Origin of the sequence: Streptomyces sp. NPDC005752, from assembly GCF_040630715.1 — a bacterium.
Lineage (GTDB): Bacteria > Actinomycetota > Actinomycetes > Streptomycetales > Streptomycetaceae > Streptomyces.
The window spans coordinates 123,875-139,621 of the sequence record NZ_JBEXYB010000010.1; the positions used below are offsets into that span (position 1 = coordinate 123,875).

At 69.7% G+C, this 15,747-nt stretch carries 14 protein-coding genes and 2 pseudogenes; 9 read left to right on the top strand and 7 right to left on the bottom strand.

Translation table 11 applies throughout. The annotated features are described in order from the left end of the window. The first annotated feature begins 129 nt into the window (after window positions 1-129). The 3 genes from ABZ441_RS11050 (at window position 130) to ABZ441_RS11060 (ending at window position 1,967) form a co-directional block, all read left to right on the top strand. Complete coding sequence (locus tag ABZ441_RS11050; RefSeq protein ID WP_358970918.1) at window positions 130-717, top strand: 50S ribosomal protein L25/general stress protein Ctc; 588 nt, start codon at window positions 130-132, stop codon at window positions 715-717. A 110-nt stretch (window positions 718-827) separates the two neighbouring features. Then, the gene (gene pth / locus ABZ441_RS11055) at window positions 828-1,421 is read left to right on the top strand and encodes an aminoacyl-tRNA hydrolase (RefSeq protein ID WP_358970921.1); all 594 of its coding nucleotides are present in this window, start codon (window positions 828-830) and stop codon (window positions 1,419-1,421) included. 75 nt (window positions 1,422-1,496) lie between these two features. Next, complete coding sequence (locus ABZ441_RS11060; protein WP_358970924.1) at window positions 1,497-1,967, top strand: hypothetical protein; 471 nt, start codon at window positions 1,497-1,499, stop codon at window positions 1,965-1,967. A 35-nt stretch (window positions 1,968-2,002) separates the two neighbouring features. Here ABZ441_RS11060 and ppc read toward each other — a convergent pair whose 3' ends face one another. Then, window positions 2,003-4,732, bottom strand: a complete 2,730-nt coding sequence (gene ppc / locus ABZ441_RS11065; RefSeq protein WP_358970927.1) for a phosphoenolpyruvate carboxylase — start codon at window positions 4,730-4,732, stop codon at window positions 2,003-2,005. Window positions 4,733-5,059: 327 nt separating this feature from the next. Here ppc and ABZ441_RS11070 point away from each other — a divergent pair, with 327 nt between their 5' ends. The 3 genes from ABZ441_RS11070 (at window position 5,060) to ABZ441_RS11080 (ending at window position 7,423) form a co-directional block, all read left to right on the top strand. Then, window positions 5,060-6,046, top strand: a complete 987-nt coding sequence (locus ABZ441_RS11070; protein WP_358970930.1) for a fatty acid desaturase — start codon at window positions 5,060-5,062, stop codon at window positions 6,044-6,046. Then, window positions 6,043-6,729, top strand: coding sequence for a TetR/AcrR family transcriptional regulator (locus tag ABZ441_RS11075; RefSeq protein ID WP_358970934.1), 687 nt, complete (start codon window positions 6,043-6,045; stop codon window positions 6,727-6,729). The genes ABZ441_RS11070 and ABZ441_RS11075 overlap by 4 nt, the downstream gene beginning before the upstream one ends. Window positions 6,730-6,820: 91 nt before the next feature. Continuing rightward, window positions 6,821-7,423, top strand: coding sequence for a Uma2 family endonuclease (locus tag ABZ441_RS11080; RefSeq protein ID WP_358971133.1), 603 nt, complete (start codon window positions 6,821-6,823; stop codon window positions 7,421-7,423). 3 nt (window positions 7,424-7,426) lie between these two features. Here ABZ441_RS11080 and ABZ441_RS11085 read toward each other — a convergent pair. Both ABZ441_RS11085 and ABZ441_RS11090 read right to left on the bottom strand, forming a co-directional pair. Further along, a pseudogene (locus tag ABZ441_RS11085) lies at window positions 7,427-7,791 on the bottom strand (VOC family protein). Then, a complete protein-coding gene (locus ABZ441_RS11090; RefSeq protein WP_358970937.1) occupies window positions 7,788-8,594 on the bottom strand; it encodes a trans-aconitate 2-methyltransferase in 807 nt (268 codons plus the stop codon). Before ABZ441_RS11090 ends, ABZ441_RS11085 begins: the two are co-directional and overlap by 4 nt. Before the next feature lie 88 nt (window positions 8,595-8,682). Between ABZ441_RS11090 and ABZ441_RS11095 the strand changes: the two genes are divergently transcribed. Continuing rightward, window positions 8,683-9,180, top strand: coding sequence for a MarR family transcriptional regulator (locus tag ABZ441_RS11095; protein ID WP_031098619.1), 498 nt, complete (start codon window positions 8,683-8,685; stop codon window positions 9,178-9,180). Here ABZ441_RS11095 and ABZ441_RS11100 read toward each other — a convergent pair. Beyond that, window positions 9,139-9,939, bottom strand: a complete 801-nt coding sequence (locus tag ABZ441_RS11100) for a response regulator transcription factor (protein ID WP_358970940.1) — start codon at window positions 9,937-9,939, stop codon at window positions 9,139-9,141. The genes ABZ441_RS11095 and ABZ441_RS11100 overlap by 42 nt on opposite strands. 271 nt (window positions 9,940-10,210) lie before the next feature. Between ABZ441_RS11100 and ABZ441_RS11105 the strand changes: the two are divergent. Continuing rightward, a pseudogene (locus ABZ441_RS11105) lies at window positions 10,211-10,648 on the top strand (GNAT family N-acetyltransferase); the annotation flags it as partial. On the opposite strand, the gene galK reads toward ABZ441_RS11105, so the two are convergent. The 3 genes from galK to galT are packed head-to-tail and all read right to left on the bottom strand — an operon-like array spanning window position 10,638 to window position 13,830. Continuing rightward, window positions 10,638-11,813, bottom strand: coding sequence for a galactokinase (galK, locus tag ABZ441_RS11110; RefSeq protein ID WP_358970945.1), 1,176 nt, complete (start codon window positions 11,811-11,813; stop codon window positions 10,638-10,640). The pseudogene ABZ441_RS11105 and the gene galK sit on opposite strands and share 11 nt — an antisense overlap. Then, window positions 11,810-12,790 carry a UDP-glucose 4-epimerase GalE gene (gene galE / locus ABZ441_RS11115; protein ID WP_358970948.1) on the bottom strand — a complete coding sequence of 327 codons (981 nt, stop codon included), beginning with the start codon at window positions 12,788-12,790 and terminating at the stop codon, window positions 11,810-11,812. Before galE ends, galK begins: the two co-directional genes overlap by 4 nt. Beyond that, window positions 12,787-13,830, bottom strand: a complete 1,044-nt coding sequence (galT, locus tag ABZ441_RS11120) for a galactose-1-phosphate uridylyltransferase (protein ID WP_358970951.1) — start codon at window positions 13,828-13,830, stop codon at window positions 12,787-12,789. The genes galE and galT overlap by 4 nt, the downstream gene beginning before the upstream one ends. 238 nt (window positions 13,831-14,068) lie before the next feature. Between galT and ABZ441_RS11125 the strand changes: the two genes are divergently transcribed. Beyond that, on the top strand, window positions 14,069-15,739 hold the full coding sequence (locus ABZ441_RS11125; RefSeq protein WP_358970954.1) for a sodium:solute symporter family protein: 1,671 nt from the start codon (window positions 14,069-14,071) through the stop codon (window positions 15,737-15,739). The last annotated feature ends 8 nt before the right edge of the window (window positions 15,740-15,747 follow it).

Consider the following 15,747-nt stretch of genomic DNA (forward strand, 5'->3'; position numbering starts at 1 on the left):
CTCGGCGAGGGAGGCCGTTCTCATGCGTGGTCATGGGAATCGGTGGTCCGTTATCGACGCGCTCTTCGTAGCAGGCCTGTCGTGGGCCGGGTGACCACCGTAGTTTCGTCACCTTACGAGGAGTGCATCATGGCCGAGATCAAGCTCGCCGCAGAGGTCCGTACCGAGTTCGGCAAGGGCGCCGCCCGCCGTACGCGTCGTGCCAACCTGGTCCCCGCAGTCGTCTACGGCCACGGCGCCGAGCCCGTCCACATCACGCTGCCGGGCCACCAGCTGCAGCTCGCGCTCCGCACCGCCAACGTCCTGATCGGTCTGGAGATCGACGGCAAGGACGCCCTGGTGATCCCGAAGGCCGTGCAGCGCAACGCCATCAAGGGCAACATCGAGCACGTCGACCTGCTGACCGTGAAGCGCGGCGAGAAGGTCAACGTCGAGATCGCGGTGCACGCCGAGGGCGACCTGGCGCCGGGTGCCAACCTGCTGGAGTACGTGCAGAACACCCTGCTCGTCGAGGCCGAGGCCACCCACATCCCCGAGTCGGTCACGGTCTCCGTCGCCGGTCTGGACGCGGGTGACTCGATCGCCGCCAAGGACATCACCCTGCCGAAGGGCGCCGTTCTCGCCGGTGACGAGGACGCCATCGTGCTGCAGGTCGTCGCCGCGCAGGCCGAGGAAGCGCCTGCCGAGGGCACCGAGACCGCAGGCGCCGAGGCCTGAGCCTCGCCCCACCTGCTTGACTGACGGGGTGGCGGTTCCCTTCCGGGGTTCCGCCGCCCCGTCTCTCTGTTTCGACCGGTATTGACGCACTATGAGGAGACCGCGTTCTGATGTCCGATCCCACCGACCCCTGGCTGATCGTGGGCCTCGGCAATCCCGGTCCCGACTATGCGGCCAACCGGCACAACGTGGGTTTCATGGTGGCCGATCTGCTGGCGGAACGGGTCGGCGGGAAGTTCAAGCGAGCGCCGAAGGCGCAGGCGCAGGTGCTGGAGGGGCGGATCGGTCCGCCCGGGCCGCTCAGCCGGCGTGTGGTGGTGGTGAAACCGATGTCGTACATGAACCTGTCGGGTGGTCCGGTGACGGCGCTGCGGGACTTCTACAAGGTGCCGACCGATCACGTGGTGGCGGTTCATGACGAGTTGGACATCGATTTCGGCATGCTGCGGCTGAAGCTGGGCGGGGGCGACAACGGGCACAACGGGCTGAAGTCGATGACGAAGGCGATGGGTCCGGATTATCACCGGGTGCGGTTCGGGATCGGCCGGCCGCCGGGGCGGATGCAGGTCGCGGACTTCGTGCTGAAGGATTTCTCGTCCGCGGAGCGCAAGGAGCTCGCGTATCTGGTGGACCGGTCGGCGGACGCGGTGGAGTCGTTGCTGGCGGAGGGGCTGGAGCGGGCTCAGTCGGCGTACAACTCCTGACATTCCTGCCGCTTCTCGGGTGTTCTTCGGCCACGGGTTGACCGAGGGCAGGGCTCTGCCCAAGGATCAGCCCCCATGAAACGGAGTTCCTCGCACCGGCTGCTGGCCCACGCCCGTACCTTCGCCGCGGGCTGTGTCGCCGTGTTGCTGCTGGTCGCGGGTGTGTGGGCGTCGTGGGAGAACGCGCACCACATCGTTCTGGCCAAGGGTCGTGAGCACGGGACGATGTCGGTGACGGTGTGCGGTGAGGACGCGTGTACGGGGTCGTTCTCACCTGACGCGGATGCGCGGGAGCGGTCGTCGGTGACGATCGAGCGGTCCGTCGCGGCGAAGAAGGGGGATCGTTTCCCCGTGGTGGTGAAGCCCGGGTCCGGTGATGTGGTGCGTACCGGGACTCCGGGTCTGCTGCATGCCTGGGTGCCGTTGGGTGGTGCGCTGGTACTGGCCGCGCTCGTGATCGGCGGCGGCATGCGGATGACGCGGATCGCGTGGGGTGCGGGGATCGCGGGTGCGGCCCTGCTGACGGCGACGTTCGTCGCCCTCTGACAGGACCGCACCCGCGCGGTCTTCCCGTGTGAGGGTCAGCCGGTGTTACGGAGTCCCGCTGCCACACCGTTGACGGTGAGCAGCAGGGCGCGTGCGAGGAGCGGGTCTGCTTCCTCACCGCGTTCGGCGGCCTGGCGCTGGCGGGCGAGCAGGGACACCTGGAGGTAGGAGATCGGGTCCAGGTAGGCGTCGCGGATGGCGAAGGTCTGCTGGAGCACCGGGCTGGTGCCGAGGAGTTCCTTGCCGCCGGTGACCTTGAGGACTTCCTGCACGGTGAGCTCGTGCTCGGCCTGGATGACGTCGAAGACGTGCTTGAGCTCGTCGGGCACGAGGGTGTCGACGTAGTGCCGGGCGATGCGCAGGTCGGTCTTGGCGAGGGTCATCTCGACGTTGGAGAGGAAGTTCTGGAAGAAGTGCCACTGTTCGTGCATCTCGTCCAGGACGGTGTCGAGGCCGGCTTCGCGCAGCGCCTTGAGGCCGGAGCCGACGCCGAACCATCCGGGGACGATCTGGCGTGACTGGGTCCAGCCGAAGACCCACGGGATGGCGCGCAGGCCGTCGAGCGAGACGCCCGAGCCGGGGCGGCGGGAGGGCCGCGAGCCGAGGTGCAGGTCGGCGAGCTGGTCCACCGGGGTGGAGGCGAGGAAGTACGCGGGCAGGTCCGGGTCCTCGACGAGCTTGCGGTAGGCGTCGTGGGCGGCGTCGGAGACGGTGTCCATGGCCGCGTCCCAGCGGGCCAGCGCCTCGTCGGACTGGCGGGGTGCGGTGTGGAGCGCGGAGGCCTGGAGGGTGGCCGCGACGGTCAGCTCCAGGTTCTCCCGGGCGAGGGCGGGGATGAGGTACTTGTCGGAGATGACCTCGCCCTGCTCGGTCACCTTGATCTCGCCCTCGAGGGTGCCCCAGGGCTGCGCGAGGATCGCGTCGTGCGAGGGGCCGCCGCCGCGGCCGACGGTGCCGCCGCGGCCGTGGAAGAGGCGCAGGCGCACGCCGTAGCGGTGGGCCACGTCGCGGAGGCGGCGTTGGGCGCGGTGGATCTCCCACTGGGAGGTGGTGATGCCGCCGAACTTGGAGGAGTCGGAGTAACCGAGCATGACCTCCTGGACGTCGCCGCGCAGTGAGACGAGGCGACGGTAGGAGGGGTCGGCGAGCATCTCGTCGAGGATGACGTCGGCGGCCTTGAGCTCGTCGGTGGTCTCCAGGAGCGGCACGATGCCGATCTTGGCCCAGCCACCGTGGAGGTCGATGAGTCCGGCCTCACGGGCGAGGACCGCGGCGGCGAAGACGTCGTCGGCGCCCTGGCACATCGAGATGATGTAGGACTCGATGACTTCGGGGCCGAAGCGTTCGAATGCCTGCTTGATGGTGTGGAAGACCCCGAGGGTCTTCTCGCCGGCGGCGTCCAGCGGGGCCGGGGTCGGGGCGAGGGGGCGACGGGAGCGGAGTTCCTTGGCGAGGAGCTTCTGCCGGTAGTCGCGGGGCATGTCGGTGTAGCGCCAGGACTCCTCGCCGAGCCGGTCGAAGAGCTGGCCGAGCGCGTGGTGGTGGGCGTCGGCGTGTTCGCGGACGTCCATGGTGGCGAGCTGGAGGCCGAAGGCGGACAGCGTGCGGATGGTGCGGTCCATGCGGCCGTCGGCGAAGAGGCCACCGCGGTGTTCGCGCAGGGAGGTCTGGATGAGCGCGAGGTCGGCGATGAGTTCGGAGGTGCCGAGGTAGTCGCAGCCGGGGCGGTGCGGGGTGCCGGAGGCGAGTCGTTCGCGCGTGTTGACGAGCTTCTGGCGGATGCAGGTGGCCTTGAGCCGGTAGGGCTCCTCGGCGTTCAGCCGCTTGTAGCGGGGGCTGATCTCGGGGAGGCGTTCCAGGTCGGTCTGGAGCGAGGTGAGGAGCTCGTCGGTGGCTCCGGTGTAGCGGATGGAGTTGGAGAGGAGTCCGCGCAGGTAGTCGACGAGTTCGAGGGCGTCGGTGATGCCGTGCTCGTGCTGGAGGATCAGGACGTCCCAGGTGACGGCGGGTGTCACGTTGGGGTTGCCGTCGCGGTCGCCACCGATCCAGGTGCCGAAGGTGAGCGGGCGGGTGCCGGCGGGCAGTTCGACGCCGACGCGCTCCAGCTCTGCGGCCAGGTCCTCCAGGACGTCGCCCACCGCGTTGGCGTGGAGTTCGTCCAGGTAGTAGATGGCGTTGCGGGCTTCGTCGGCGGGCTCCGGGCGTACGACGCGGAGCTCGTCCGTCTGCCAGATGAGGTCGATGTTCTCGGCGAGCCGGAGGTCGTGGCGTCGGCGGTCGGCCTCGATGACCGGGGTTTCGAGGAGCTCGGCGATGCGGCGGAGCTTGTTGAGGACGGAGCGTCGTGCGGCCTCGGTGGGGTGTGCGGTGAAGACGGGCCGGACGTTGAGGTTCTTGACCGTCTCGCGCAGGTGTTCGGGGTCGGCGTCCTTGAGACGGTCGGCGGTGCGCGCGAGGAGCCCGCCCTCGGCGGACCGGCGGTCGCGCATCTCGTGGGCACGGTGGACCTGCTCGGTGACGTTGGCGAGGTGGAAGTAGGTGGAGAAGGCGCGCACGAGTTGTGCGGCGGTCTCCAGGTCCGTGTCTCCGAGGAGCTCTGCGGCTGCCTCACCGTCGGTGCGGGTGAGGGCGCGGACGCGCTCGACGAGGTCGAGGAGGTCCTGGCCCTCCTGTCGTACGAGGGTCTCGCCCAGGAGGTCGCCGAGGCGGCGGATGTCGGCCCGCAGTTCGGTGTTGGCGGCAGGGGTCTGGTCGGCACTGCTCACAGTGTGCGGCTCCTTGCAGTGGTTGAGCACGTCTGTCAGGGGGGCCGGGGCGCTCGCGGTGCTGACGGGTCACCCCGGATGTGCAGAGTGCGGACCGCGCTGTCCGACCCACCCAGGATAGGTGTCCGGGGGTTCGGCGTGCTCGCTGCCCTGCGGGGCGGTGCGGATCCGGGGTGTGCGGAGGGGTGCGGCCCGGCTGTGCGGAGGTTGTCGCGGCGGCGCTCTCGTGTCCTGGCCCCGTTCGCTGCCATACTTACGTTGCCGTAGGTTACGGAAGCGTAGACCGCTCATACCATCATATTTCCTCACCTCACAGGGGACTCCCCAATGCCCACCAGCCCCGATGTGATCGACGACGGCCTGCCGACGGCGGCAGGCGACCCCGCAGCCCGCTCCGCCACGCTCGGCGGCGACAAGAAGCGTTCGGTCGAGCAGATCGCGCTGCTCCTGTTCATCGTGGTGCCGTTCGCCGCACTGGTCGCGGCGGTGCCGCTGGCCTGGGGCCGCGGTGTCAGCTGGCTCGATCTGGGCCTGCTGGTCGCCATGTACTACTGGGGCTGCCACGGCGTGACGATCGGCTTCCACCGGTACTTCACACACGGCTCCTTCAAGGCGAAGCGACCGCTCCGGATCGTTCTGGCCGTCGCGGGTTCGATGGCGGTGGAGGGGCCGCTGGTGCGCTGGGTGGCCGACCACCGCAAGCACCACAGGTTCTCGGACGCCGAGGGTGACCCGCACTCGCCGTGGAGGTTCGGCGAGAACCTGCCGGCGCTGATGAAGGGCCTGTGGTGGGCCCACATCGGCTGGATGTTCAACGAGGAGCAGACGCCCCAGCAGAAGTACGCCCCGGACCTGGTCAGGGACCCGGCGATCCGCGCGATCTCGCGTCACTTCCTCAGCTTCACGATCCTCTCGCTGGCGATCCCTCCCCTGGTCGGCGGCCTGGTCACCATGTCGTGGTGGGGTGCGTTCACCGCCTTCTTCTGGGGTTCCCTGGTCCGTGTCGCGCTGCTGCACCACGTCACGTGGTCGATCAACTCGATCTGCCACGCGGTCGGCAAGCGGCCCTTCAAGTCCCGTGACCGGTCCGGGAACGTGTGGTGGCTGGCGGTGCTCTCGTGCGGCGAGTCCTGGCACAACCTGCACCACGCGGACCCGACGAGCGCGCGTCACGGGGTGATGCGGGGCCAGATCGACTCCAGCGCCCGGCTGATCCGCTGGTTCGAGAAGCTGGGCTGGGCGCACGACGTCCGGTGGCCCGACGCCTCACGTATCGCCTCCCGGCGCAAGCCCGTGGCCGCCGACCCGGCATGATTGACGACGTGGCGACCGACGGAAGCACCAGCGGCGAGAAGAGCATGCCCGTTCCCACCCGACGGGCCCGGCGGGTCCGTATGACGGGCAAGGAGCGGCGCGAGCAACTCCTGGACATCGGCCGCACCTTGTTCGCCGACAAGGGCTTCGAGGGCACGTCGGTGGAGGAGATCGCGGCGCGCGCCGGGGTCTCCAAGCCGGTGGTGTACGAGCACTTCGGCGGCAAGGAGGGCCTGTACGCCGTCGTGGTCGACCGCGAGATGCGCCAACTGCTGGACCTGGTGACGGGTGCGCTCACGGCGGGGCATCCGCGTGAACTGCTGGAGCAGGCGGCGTTCGCGCTGCTGGACTACATCGAGACGTACACGGACGGTTTCCGGATCCTGGTCCGTGACTCCCCGGTCGCGCAGTCCACGGGCACCTTCGCGTCCCTGATCAGCGACATCGCGACGCAGGTCGAGGACATCCTTGGCCTGGAGTTCAAGGCCCGGGGCTTCGACGCGAAGCTGGCCCCGCTGTACGCCCAGGCCCTGGTCGGGATGGTGGCGCTGACGGGCCAGTGGTGGCTCGACGTACGGAAGCCGGAGAAGGCCGAGGTGGCCGCCCATCTGGTGAATCTGGCGTGGCACGGGCTGGAGAACCTGGAGTCGAAGCCACGGCTGATAGGGCACCGGAAGAGCTGACGCCCGGCACGTCACCCGTTGTGATGACGCCTGCGGATTCCCGGCCGTAGTGTGGTCGGCAGGGCACAGGATCCCGTCCATGGGAGGAACCATGACCGCCGAGCCGATCACCGGGCACAGCAGCCGCTGGCCGGTGCCCCCGCAGGACGGATACACCGTGGACGACCTGTTCACGCTGCCCGATCTCCCGCCGCACACGGAATTGCTCGACGGGAGCCTGATCTTTGTGAGTCCGCAGCGAGATTTCCACAGCACGATGATCGACCTTCTGGTGACCGGGCTCCGGCACAGCGCCCCACCGGAACTGAGGGCGCGCCGCGAGATGACCGTGGTCCTCGACCGGCGCAACGCTCCCGAGCCGGATGTGTCCGTCGTCCGGGCGGAAGCGGTCACCGGGCCGGAGCTGACCCGTTTCGCAGCTGCGGACGTGCTCCTCGCCGTCGAGGTGGTCTCACCCGACTCCGAGGCCCGCGACCGTGACACCAAGCCGCAGAAGTACGCGGCGGCGGGCATCCCGAATTTTTGGCTGGTCGACATGGCGGGCAGCGACCGGCATCCGGTCGTGCGGGTATACGAGCTGGACCCGGTGAACAAGGCATACGCGCTGACCGGCATCCATCACGACCGGCTCAAGACCGGCGTCCCCTTCCCCATCGACATCGACATCTCGGCGGAGGCACTCGACGCGCTCTGACGTTCACCCGGTGACCGGCTCCAGGAATTCGAGCCGGTTGCCCACCGGGTCCTGGGAGTGGAAGCGGCGGTGGCCCGGGAGGTTGTCGTCCCATTCGACGGGGGCGCCGTGTGCGGTCAGCGGGCCGCGTAGGCGTCGATGTCCGTGACGCGCAGGCCCGGGTGGGCCTTCCGCGCCGCGCGGAAGTCCTCTTCGATGCCCAGGTGCAGCTGGACCGGGCCGGTCCCGAACCAGCAGCCGCCCCGGGCCGCGAGTGCCTCGGGTTTGGGAATCTCGGTGAGGCCGAGTACGCCCACGTAGAAGGCCCGCAGGGCGTCCTCGGATCCGGTCGGAGCGGCCAGCTGGACGTGGTCGACGGCGGTGATCAAAGCTGCTCCTCGGGGGTGCGGACGACGGCGAAGATCCGGCGGAACGGGAAGACCGTGCCGTGCGGGCCCGTCGGGTAGGCGGTGCGCAGCAGGGCGCGGTATTCGGCGAGGAAGGCGTCGTGGGCCCCTGGGGTGTCGGCGAGAGCGTCGAGTACGGGGCGCAGGCCGGTGCCCTTGACCCAGTCGAGGACGGGGTCCTCGCCCTGGAGCAGGTGCAGATAGGTGGTCTCCCAGACGTCCACGGTGCGGCCCGGTGCGGTGAGGTGTTCCAGGTAGTCGGTGGGGGTGTGTACGGCGTCGGCGTGGCGCAGGATGCCGCCGAGGCGGTCGTGCCACCGGGGGGACTCGGCGAGTTCACGCATCAGGGTGTGACTGGGGGCGTCGAAGTTGCCGGGGATCTGGAAGGCGAGGGTGCCGCCGGGGGTGAGGGCGTCCAGCCATTGGGGGAAGCGGGCGGTGTGGCCGGGGACCCATTGGAGCAGGGCGTTGGAGACGATGAGGTCGTACGTCTCGGTAGGGGCCCAGGTGCCGGCGTCGGCCTCGGCGAAGTCGAGGAGGGGGCCGGCGTGGGTGCGGGCGCGTTCGAGCATCCGGTGGGAGCTGTCGTAGCCGGTGACGCGGGCGCCGGGCCAGCGCTCCGCGAGGTGGGCGGTGACGTTGCCCGCGCCGCAGCCGAGGTCGGCGATCCTGGGCGCCGGTCCGTGCGGGAGGGGGCCGATCCGGGCCAGGAGGTCGTGAAAGGGCCGTGTGCGGTGGTCGGCGTGGCGGAGGTACTGCTGCGGGTCCCAGGTGGGTGCTGTCATGAAGCCAGGATCACCAGGAATGTATCTTGATGTCAAGACACTTGAATTCAAGAGACTTCATGTCGAGGGACCCTCTACACTGATCGACATGGAGGACGAGGTCGACCGACTGGTCGCTGCATGGCGCCGGGAGCGCCCCGACCTCGACGTGGAACCACTCGAGGTCCTGAGCCGTGTCTCCCGCCTCGCCAGGCATCTGGACAGGGCCCGCAGGATCGCCTTCGCGGAGCACCAGCTTGAGCCCTGGGAGTTCGACGTCCTGACGTCCCTGCGCCGCGCCGGCGCCCCGTATCAGCTCTCCCCCGGCCAGCTCCTCACCCAGACGCTGGTCACCTCCGGCACGATGACGAACCGCATCGACCGGCTGACCAAGAAGAACCTGGTGGAGCGACTGCCCGACCCGAGTGACCGCCGTGGCGTGCTGGTCCGGCTGACCGACCTGGGCCGCGACAAGGCCGACCAGTCGCTGGCCGGGCTGCTCGCCCAGGAGCGGGCCATCCTGGGCGAGCTCTCCCGCCCGCAGCGGTCCGAGCTCGCCGGACTGCTACGCCGGCTGACCGCCCCGTTCGACAACATCCCCGGCTAGCACGGCCGGGCCGACCCCCGCCCGGCGTGCCAGTGCCACCGCTGCCAGGGTCGAGTGCACCCCCAGCTTCCCCAGAACGTTCTGCATGTGTGTGCGCACCGTGTGCGGGGACAGGAAGAGGCGCTCCGCGACCGCCTTCCGGCCCAGGCCCGCCACCATGCAGCGCAGCACCTCACGCTCGCGCGGTGTCAGCGACTCGACGAGCTGCTCGCTCTCGGTGCGGTGCTTGCGAGCAGCCGTCAGCTCGCGCAGGACACCGGTCAGCAGGGCGGGCGGCAGATGCGTCTCACCGCGCAGCACGCCGCGTATGACCGTCAGCAGGCGCTGCAGCGAGCAGTCCTTGGCGACCCACCCCGAGGCTCCGGCCTGCAGCGCCGTCGCGGCACGGCGCGGGTCGTCCCTCTCGGCGAGCACCACCGTGCGCAGGTGCGGATGGGTCGAACGCACCCCGCCCACCAGCGAGATGCCGTCCACCGGGAAGCTCGGGCCCCCTCCGCCGTCCGGGGCGCCGCGCGGCGCGGGAACGGTGTGTGCGCCGCCCGAGGCGGCGAGGACACCCAGTTCGGCGTCGACCAGCATCACGTCGTAGCGTCGTCCCTCGGCGGTCGCGCGCTCCAGACACCGCAGCGCGGCGGGACCGCTGCCCGCGGCGGACACGTCGACGTCCGGTTCGGCCGCGAGGGCCGCCGCGAGCGATTCGGCAAAGATGCGGTGGTCGTCGACCACCAGAACCCGGATTCGAGCCACGGACACCCCCATGCTGCGTGAGCTCCTGGGGCGTCCTGTTCCTGGCCGGCCCCCGACTGGGACGGACCGCGGCGGACACGACGCCCGGTGCACTCGGTGAACCGCCGACATGCGGCCGCCGCCGCGTGCCGGACGGCACCCGCCCCGGGCGTCGTGTCCGACTGTCTCGTCCCCTGAAACGACACCGGCCCCCACCGGTGCTGAGCATCAGCGTACGGCGGGCGGTGGGAGCCGGAAGGCGATTCGCGGAACTGATCGCCCATGGATGTTTAGGGTGTTGTTCATGTTCCGTCTTGAGACAGAAGTGGACAGGGAGCGTCGTATTCTGCTGGGCCGTCGGCTGCACGACGACAACTGGGACGGATCCCCGGAGCTGCGCGCCCTGCGCTCCACCACCGCTGAGCACGAAGTGCCCCTGGAGGTCTGGCTCCTGGACGACGCCGGAGAACTCGCCGGCGGGATGAGCGGGCGGACCTGGGCCTACTGGCTCCATGTGGACCTGCTCTGGGTGGATTCCCGCCACCGCGGCCTCGGTCTCGGCTCGCGGCTGCTGGCCGAGGCGGAGCGCCTCGCCCGCGCCGACCGGGCGTGCACCCGCTCCCGGCTCGAGACCTGGGGCTTCCAGGCCCCGGACTTCTACCGGAAGCAGGGGTACGAGGTGGTCGGCGAGGTCGAGGACTATCCGCCCGGCGTCTCGGAGTTCATCCTGGTCAAGCGGCTGGAGCGACCCGCCGGGCGCCCGCCGAGGGGACCGCGGGGAAGATTCCGGGGGCGGCGTGACCGGCCGAGGTGAACGCCTCGGTGACGGCCTTGGCGACGGTGTCCGCCATCGCCTCCTCCACCAGGACGATCGCCGAGCCGCCGAAGCCGCCCCCGGTCATCCTGGCCCCGAGCGCCCCGGCCACGTTCGCCGTGGAGACCACGAGGTCCAGCTCCTGGCACGAGACCCGCAGATCGTCACGCAGTGAGAGGTGGCCCTCGTTGAGTACCGGCCCCGCCGCGCGTACGTCACCGGCGTCGAGCAGCGCGATGACCTGCTCCACCCGGTGGTTGTCGCTCACCACATGGCGGACGTAGCGCACGACCGACTCGCCCTCCCCGGCCGCGGCGAGCGTCCCCAGCGCTGCCTCCAGGTCCTCGTACGGAAGGTCGCGCAGGGTTTCGATGCCGAGCGCCCGGGCGCCCGCCTCACAGCCGGCCCGGCGCTCCGCGTAGGCGCCGTCGCCCAGGGCGTGCTTGACCCGGGTGTCGACGACGAGCAGCTGCAGCCCGTGTGCGGCCAGGTCGAAGGGGACCTGGCGCTGGGCGAGGTCGCGGGTGTCGAGGTACAGGGCGTGGCCCTCGGTGCAGCAGGCCGAGGCCATCTGGTCCATGACGCCGCAGGGCACGCCGACGAAGTCGTTCTCGGCGCGCTGGCCGAGCACGGCGATCTCCGGTGCGCTGAGTCCCAGCCCGAAGAGGTCGTTCAGGGCGAGCGCGGTGACGACCTCCAGGGCGGCCGACGAGGAGAGGCCCGCGCCGACGGGCACGGTGGAGGTGAGCTGGATGTCCGCACCGGTGACCGCGTGGCCGGCCTCCCGGAGCGCCCAGACGACGCCGGCCGGGTAGGCGGCCCAGCCGTGGCCGGAACGCGGTACCAGTTCGTCGACGCGGAGGGAGACGACGCCGCCCGGCACGTCGGTGGAGTGCAGGCGCAGCTGTCCGTCCGTGCGGCGGGCGACGGCCGCACGGGCGTGGTGCGGGAGGGCGAGCGGCATGACGAAGCCGCCGTTGAAGTCGGTGTACTCACCGATCAGGTTCACTCGTCCGGGTGCTGCCCAGATCCCCTCCGGGGCGTTCCCGTACAGCTCGGCGAAGGAGGCGGTCAGCTCGGCGTTGTCGGTCATGGTGCGGTGGGCTCCTCTCGGCGGGCGAACGCCCACGCGTCGGCGACGATGGCGGCCAGGTCCGCGCGCGACGGCTGCCAGCCGAGCCGCTCCCTGGCGGTGGCGGCGGAGGCGACGAGGACGGCGGGGTCCCCGCCGCGCCGGGGTGCGGCGGTCTCGGGGACCGGGTGGCCGGTGACCTGGCGGACGGTCTCGATGACTTCGCGTACGGAGAAGCCGTTGCCGTTGCCGAGGTTGCAGATGAGGTGCTCGCCCGTGGTGGCCGCTCCCAGGGCCAGCAGGTGAGCGTCCGCGAGGTCGGCGACGTGGATGTAGTCGCGTACGCAGGTGCCGTCGGGGGTCGGGTAGTCGTCGCCGTATACGGAGATCGACTCGCGCTGTCCGAGGGCGACCTGGAGGACCAGCGGGATGAGGTGCGACTCGGGGCTGTGGCGCTCGCCGCAGCTGCCGTAGGCGCCCGCGACGTTGAAGTAGCGCAGGGAGACGGCGGCCAGGCCGTGGGCGGCCGCCTCGCCGGTGATCATGTGGTCGACGGCGAGCTTGGAGGCGCCGTACGGGCTGGTGGGGGCGGTGGGGTCGGTCTCCGTGACGAGGCTGGAGACCGGCTCGCCGTAGGTCGCGGCGGTGGAGGAGAAGACGAGGGTGCGCACCCCGGCGTCGCGCATGGCGGCGAGCAGGGCGGTGGTGCCGCCGACGTTGTTGACCCAGTACTTCTCCGGGTCGACGACGGACTCGCCGACCTGGGAGTACGCGGCGAAGTGCAGCACTCCGTCGTAGGAGGCGTCCAGCCACTTGGCGGCGTCCTGGATGCGGCCCTCGATGAACTCGGCTCCCCTGGGGACGCCTTCACGGAAGCCGGTCGACAGGTCGTCGAGGACGGTCACGGCGTGACCGGCCTCCAGCAGGTGTGCGGCGACGACGCTCCCGACGTATCCCGCGCCGCCCGTCACCAGGTACTTCTTGCCGGTGTTGCTCACTCGCTCGCTACCTCTCGCAGTCGCTGGGCCGCGGCCTCCGGCGGCACGTCGTTGATGAACACGCCCATGCCGGACTCGGAGCCCGCGAGGAACTTCAGCTTGCCGGTGGTCCGCCTGATCGTGAAGAGCTCGAGGTGCAGCCCGAACTCCTCCCGGCCGGGGGCCTTGAAGGGAGCCTGGTGCCAGGCGGAGATGTACGGGGTCGGCGGCTCGCCGGGGCCGAAGATCCGGTCGAATCGCCTCAAGAGTTCCAGATAGACCTGTGGGAACTCCATGCGGGCGGCCTCGTCGAGTTCCCGCAGGTCGGGGACGCGGCGGCGCGGGTGGAGGTGGACCTCGTAGGGCCAGTGCGCGGCGTACGGCACGAAGGCGACCCAGTGCTCGCCCTCCAGGACCACGCGCTCCCCGTCGGCCAGCTCCCGGGCGACGACGTCGTCGAAGAGGTTCCGGCCGGTCACGGCGCGGTGGGTCTCCATCGAGCGGAGCATCTGCTCGGTGCGCGGGGTGACGAAGGGGTATCCATAGATCTGCCCGTGCGGGTGGCCGAGGGTGACGCCGATCTCGGCGCCCCGGTTCTCGAAGCAGAACACCTGGGCGACCTGCGGGAGCTCGGCGAGGTCCGCGGTGCGGTCGGTCCATGCCTCCAGGACCAGGGCGGCCTGGTCGTCGGTGAGGCCGGCGAACGACACGTCGTGGTCGGAGGTGAAGCAGACGACCTCGCAGCGGCCCGAGTCACCGGCGAGGGAGGGGAAGCGGTTCTCGAAGACGGCGACGTCGTAGCCGGTGTCCGGGATCTCGCTGTGCCGGCCCTCCTGCGAGGGGCAGAGCGGGCACTCGTCGGCCGGCGGGTGGTACGTGCGCCCCTGCCGGTGCGAGGCGATGGCCACCGAGTCGCCGAGCAGTGCGTCGTGGCGGATCTCCGACGACGTCGAGACGGCATCCAGCGGCCGGGGGTCGACGGCGTCGCGGACGGTGTCGTCCGCGGAGTCGTAGTAGATCAGCTCACGGCCGTCGGCGAGGGTCGTAACCGTCTTCTTCACCAGGCTCCTCCATACAGCGCCCTCTAAACAGAACCGCACATAACTAATCACAACTCAACAGAGGCGTCAATGCCGACGAACCCTGTGGCCGGACCGTGCGGACACGGGAGCCAAATCAAGACATATCAACCCGCGCGATCACGATCAAACAAAGAACACCACTCGAACTGTTCAGTTTCTGAACACAAAGGCGTAGGTTCCCTCGGGTTCAGTTCGCGCAACGAAGCGAGTACCCCCCATGCAATATCTGGCCGAAGGGCTCCGGCTCCCCACGAACGGGCTCGATTACACAATCCTGGCGATCTACTTCGTCGTGGTGCTCGGCATCGGCTTCGCCGCCCGGGCCAGTGTGAAGACGAGTCTCGACTTCTTCCTCTCCGGACGTTCGCTGCCCGCCTGGGTGACCGGCCTGGCCTTCGTCGCGGCGAATCTCGGGGCCACCGAGATCCTCGGCATGGCGGCCACCGGCGCGCAGTACGGCGTCGCGGTCGTCCACTGGTACTGGATCGGCGCCATCCCCGCCATGGTCTTCCTCGGCCTGGTGATGATGCCCTTCTACTACCGGTCGAAGGTCCGCTCCGTGCCGGAGTTCCTGCTCCAGCGCTTCGACAGGTCGGCACACCTGCTGAGTTCCATACTCTTCGCCTTCGCGGCGATCCTGATCGCGGGCGTCAACCTCTACGCCCTGTCGATCGTCGTGGAGGCGCTGCTGGGCTGGGACCGCTGGGTCGCCATCGTCGTCGCCGGCGTGTTCGTCCTGCTCTACATCACCATCGGCGGACTCTCCTCGGCGATCTACAACGAGGTGCTGCAGTTCTTCGTCATCCTCGCCGCGCTGATCCCCCTCACCATCCTGGGCCTCAAGCGTGTCGGCGGCTGGGACGGCCTCAGCGGCTCGCTCGAGAAACAGCACGGCGCGGACTTCATGTCCGCCTGGGGCGGAACCGGCATCGGTGACGCCAACCCGCTCGGCGCCAACTGGCTGACGATCATCCTCGGCCTCGGCTTCGTGCTCTCCTTCGGCTACTGGACCACCAACTTCGCCGAGGTGCAGCGCGCCCTGTCCGCGAAGAACCTGTCCGCCGCGAAGCGCACCCCGCTGATCGCCGCCTTCCCGAAGATCTTCATCGTCTTCGCGGTGATGATCCCGGGCCTGGTCGCCGCCGTCGTCGTCCCGAACATCGGGTCGAAGGAATCCGGCCTCACCTACAACGACGCCATCCCGCTGCTGATGCGCGAGCTGCTCCCCAACGGTGTGCTCGGCATCGCGGTGACCGGTCTGCTGGCCGCGTTCATGGCCGGCATGGCGGCCAACGTGTCGTCGTTCAACACGGTGTTCACCACGGACATCTGGCAGCGGTACGTGAAGAAGGACCAGCCGGACGCGTACTACCTGCGCTTCGGCCGCGTGATCACCGCGGTGGGTGTGCTGGCCTCGATCGGCACGGCGTTCATCGCCGCCAGCTTCTCCAACATCATGACGTACCTGCAGACGCTGTTCTCGTTCTTCAACGTCCCGATGTTCGTCGTCTTCATCATCGGCATGTTCTGGAAGCGCGCCTCCGTGAAGTCCGGTGTCTGGGGCCTCGTCGCCGGCACCACGGCCGCGATGGTGAACTACTTCGTCTTCTACGAGCAGGGCATCATCGACATCCCGTCCGACCAGGGCGCCAACTTCGTCTCCGCCATCGTCGGATTCGTGGCCGGCGCGGTCGTCATGGTCGTCGTCACCCTCTTCACCGCTCCCAAGCCCGATGCCGAACTGGCCGGTCTGGTCTACGGGACGGAGTCCCCCGACGCCGACGAGGCCCCGGACGAGGGCGACAGCGCCTGGTACCGCAAGCCCGCCCTGCTCGGCTGGGGCGCCATCGTCCTCGCCGCACTCTGCTACCTGCCCTACTCGCTCTGATCGGAGGC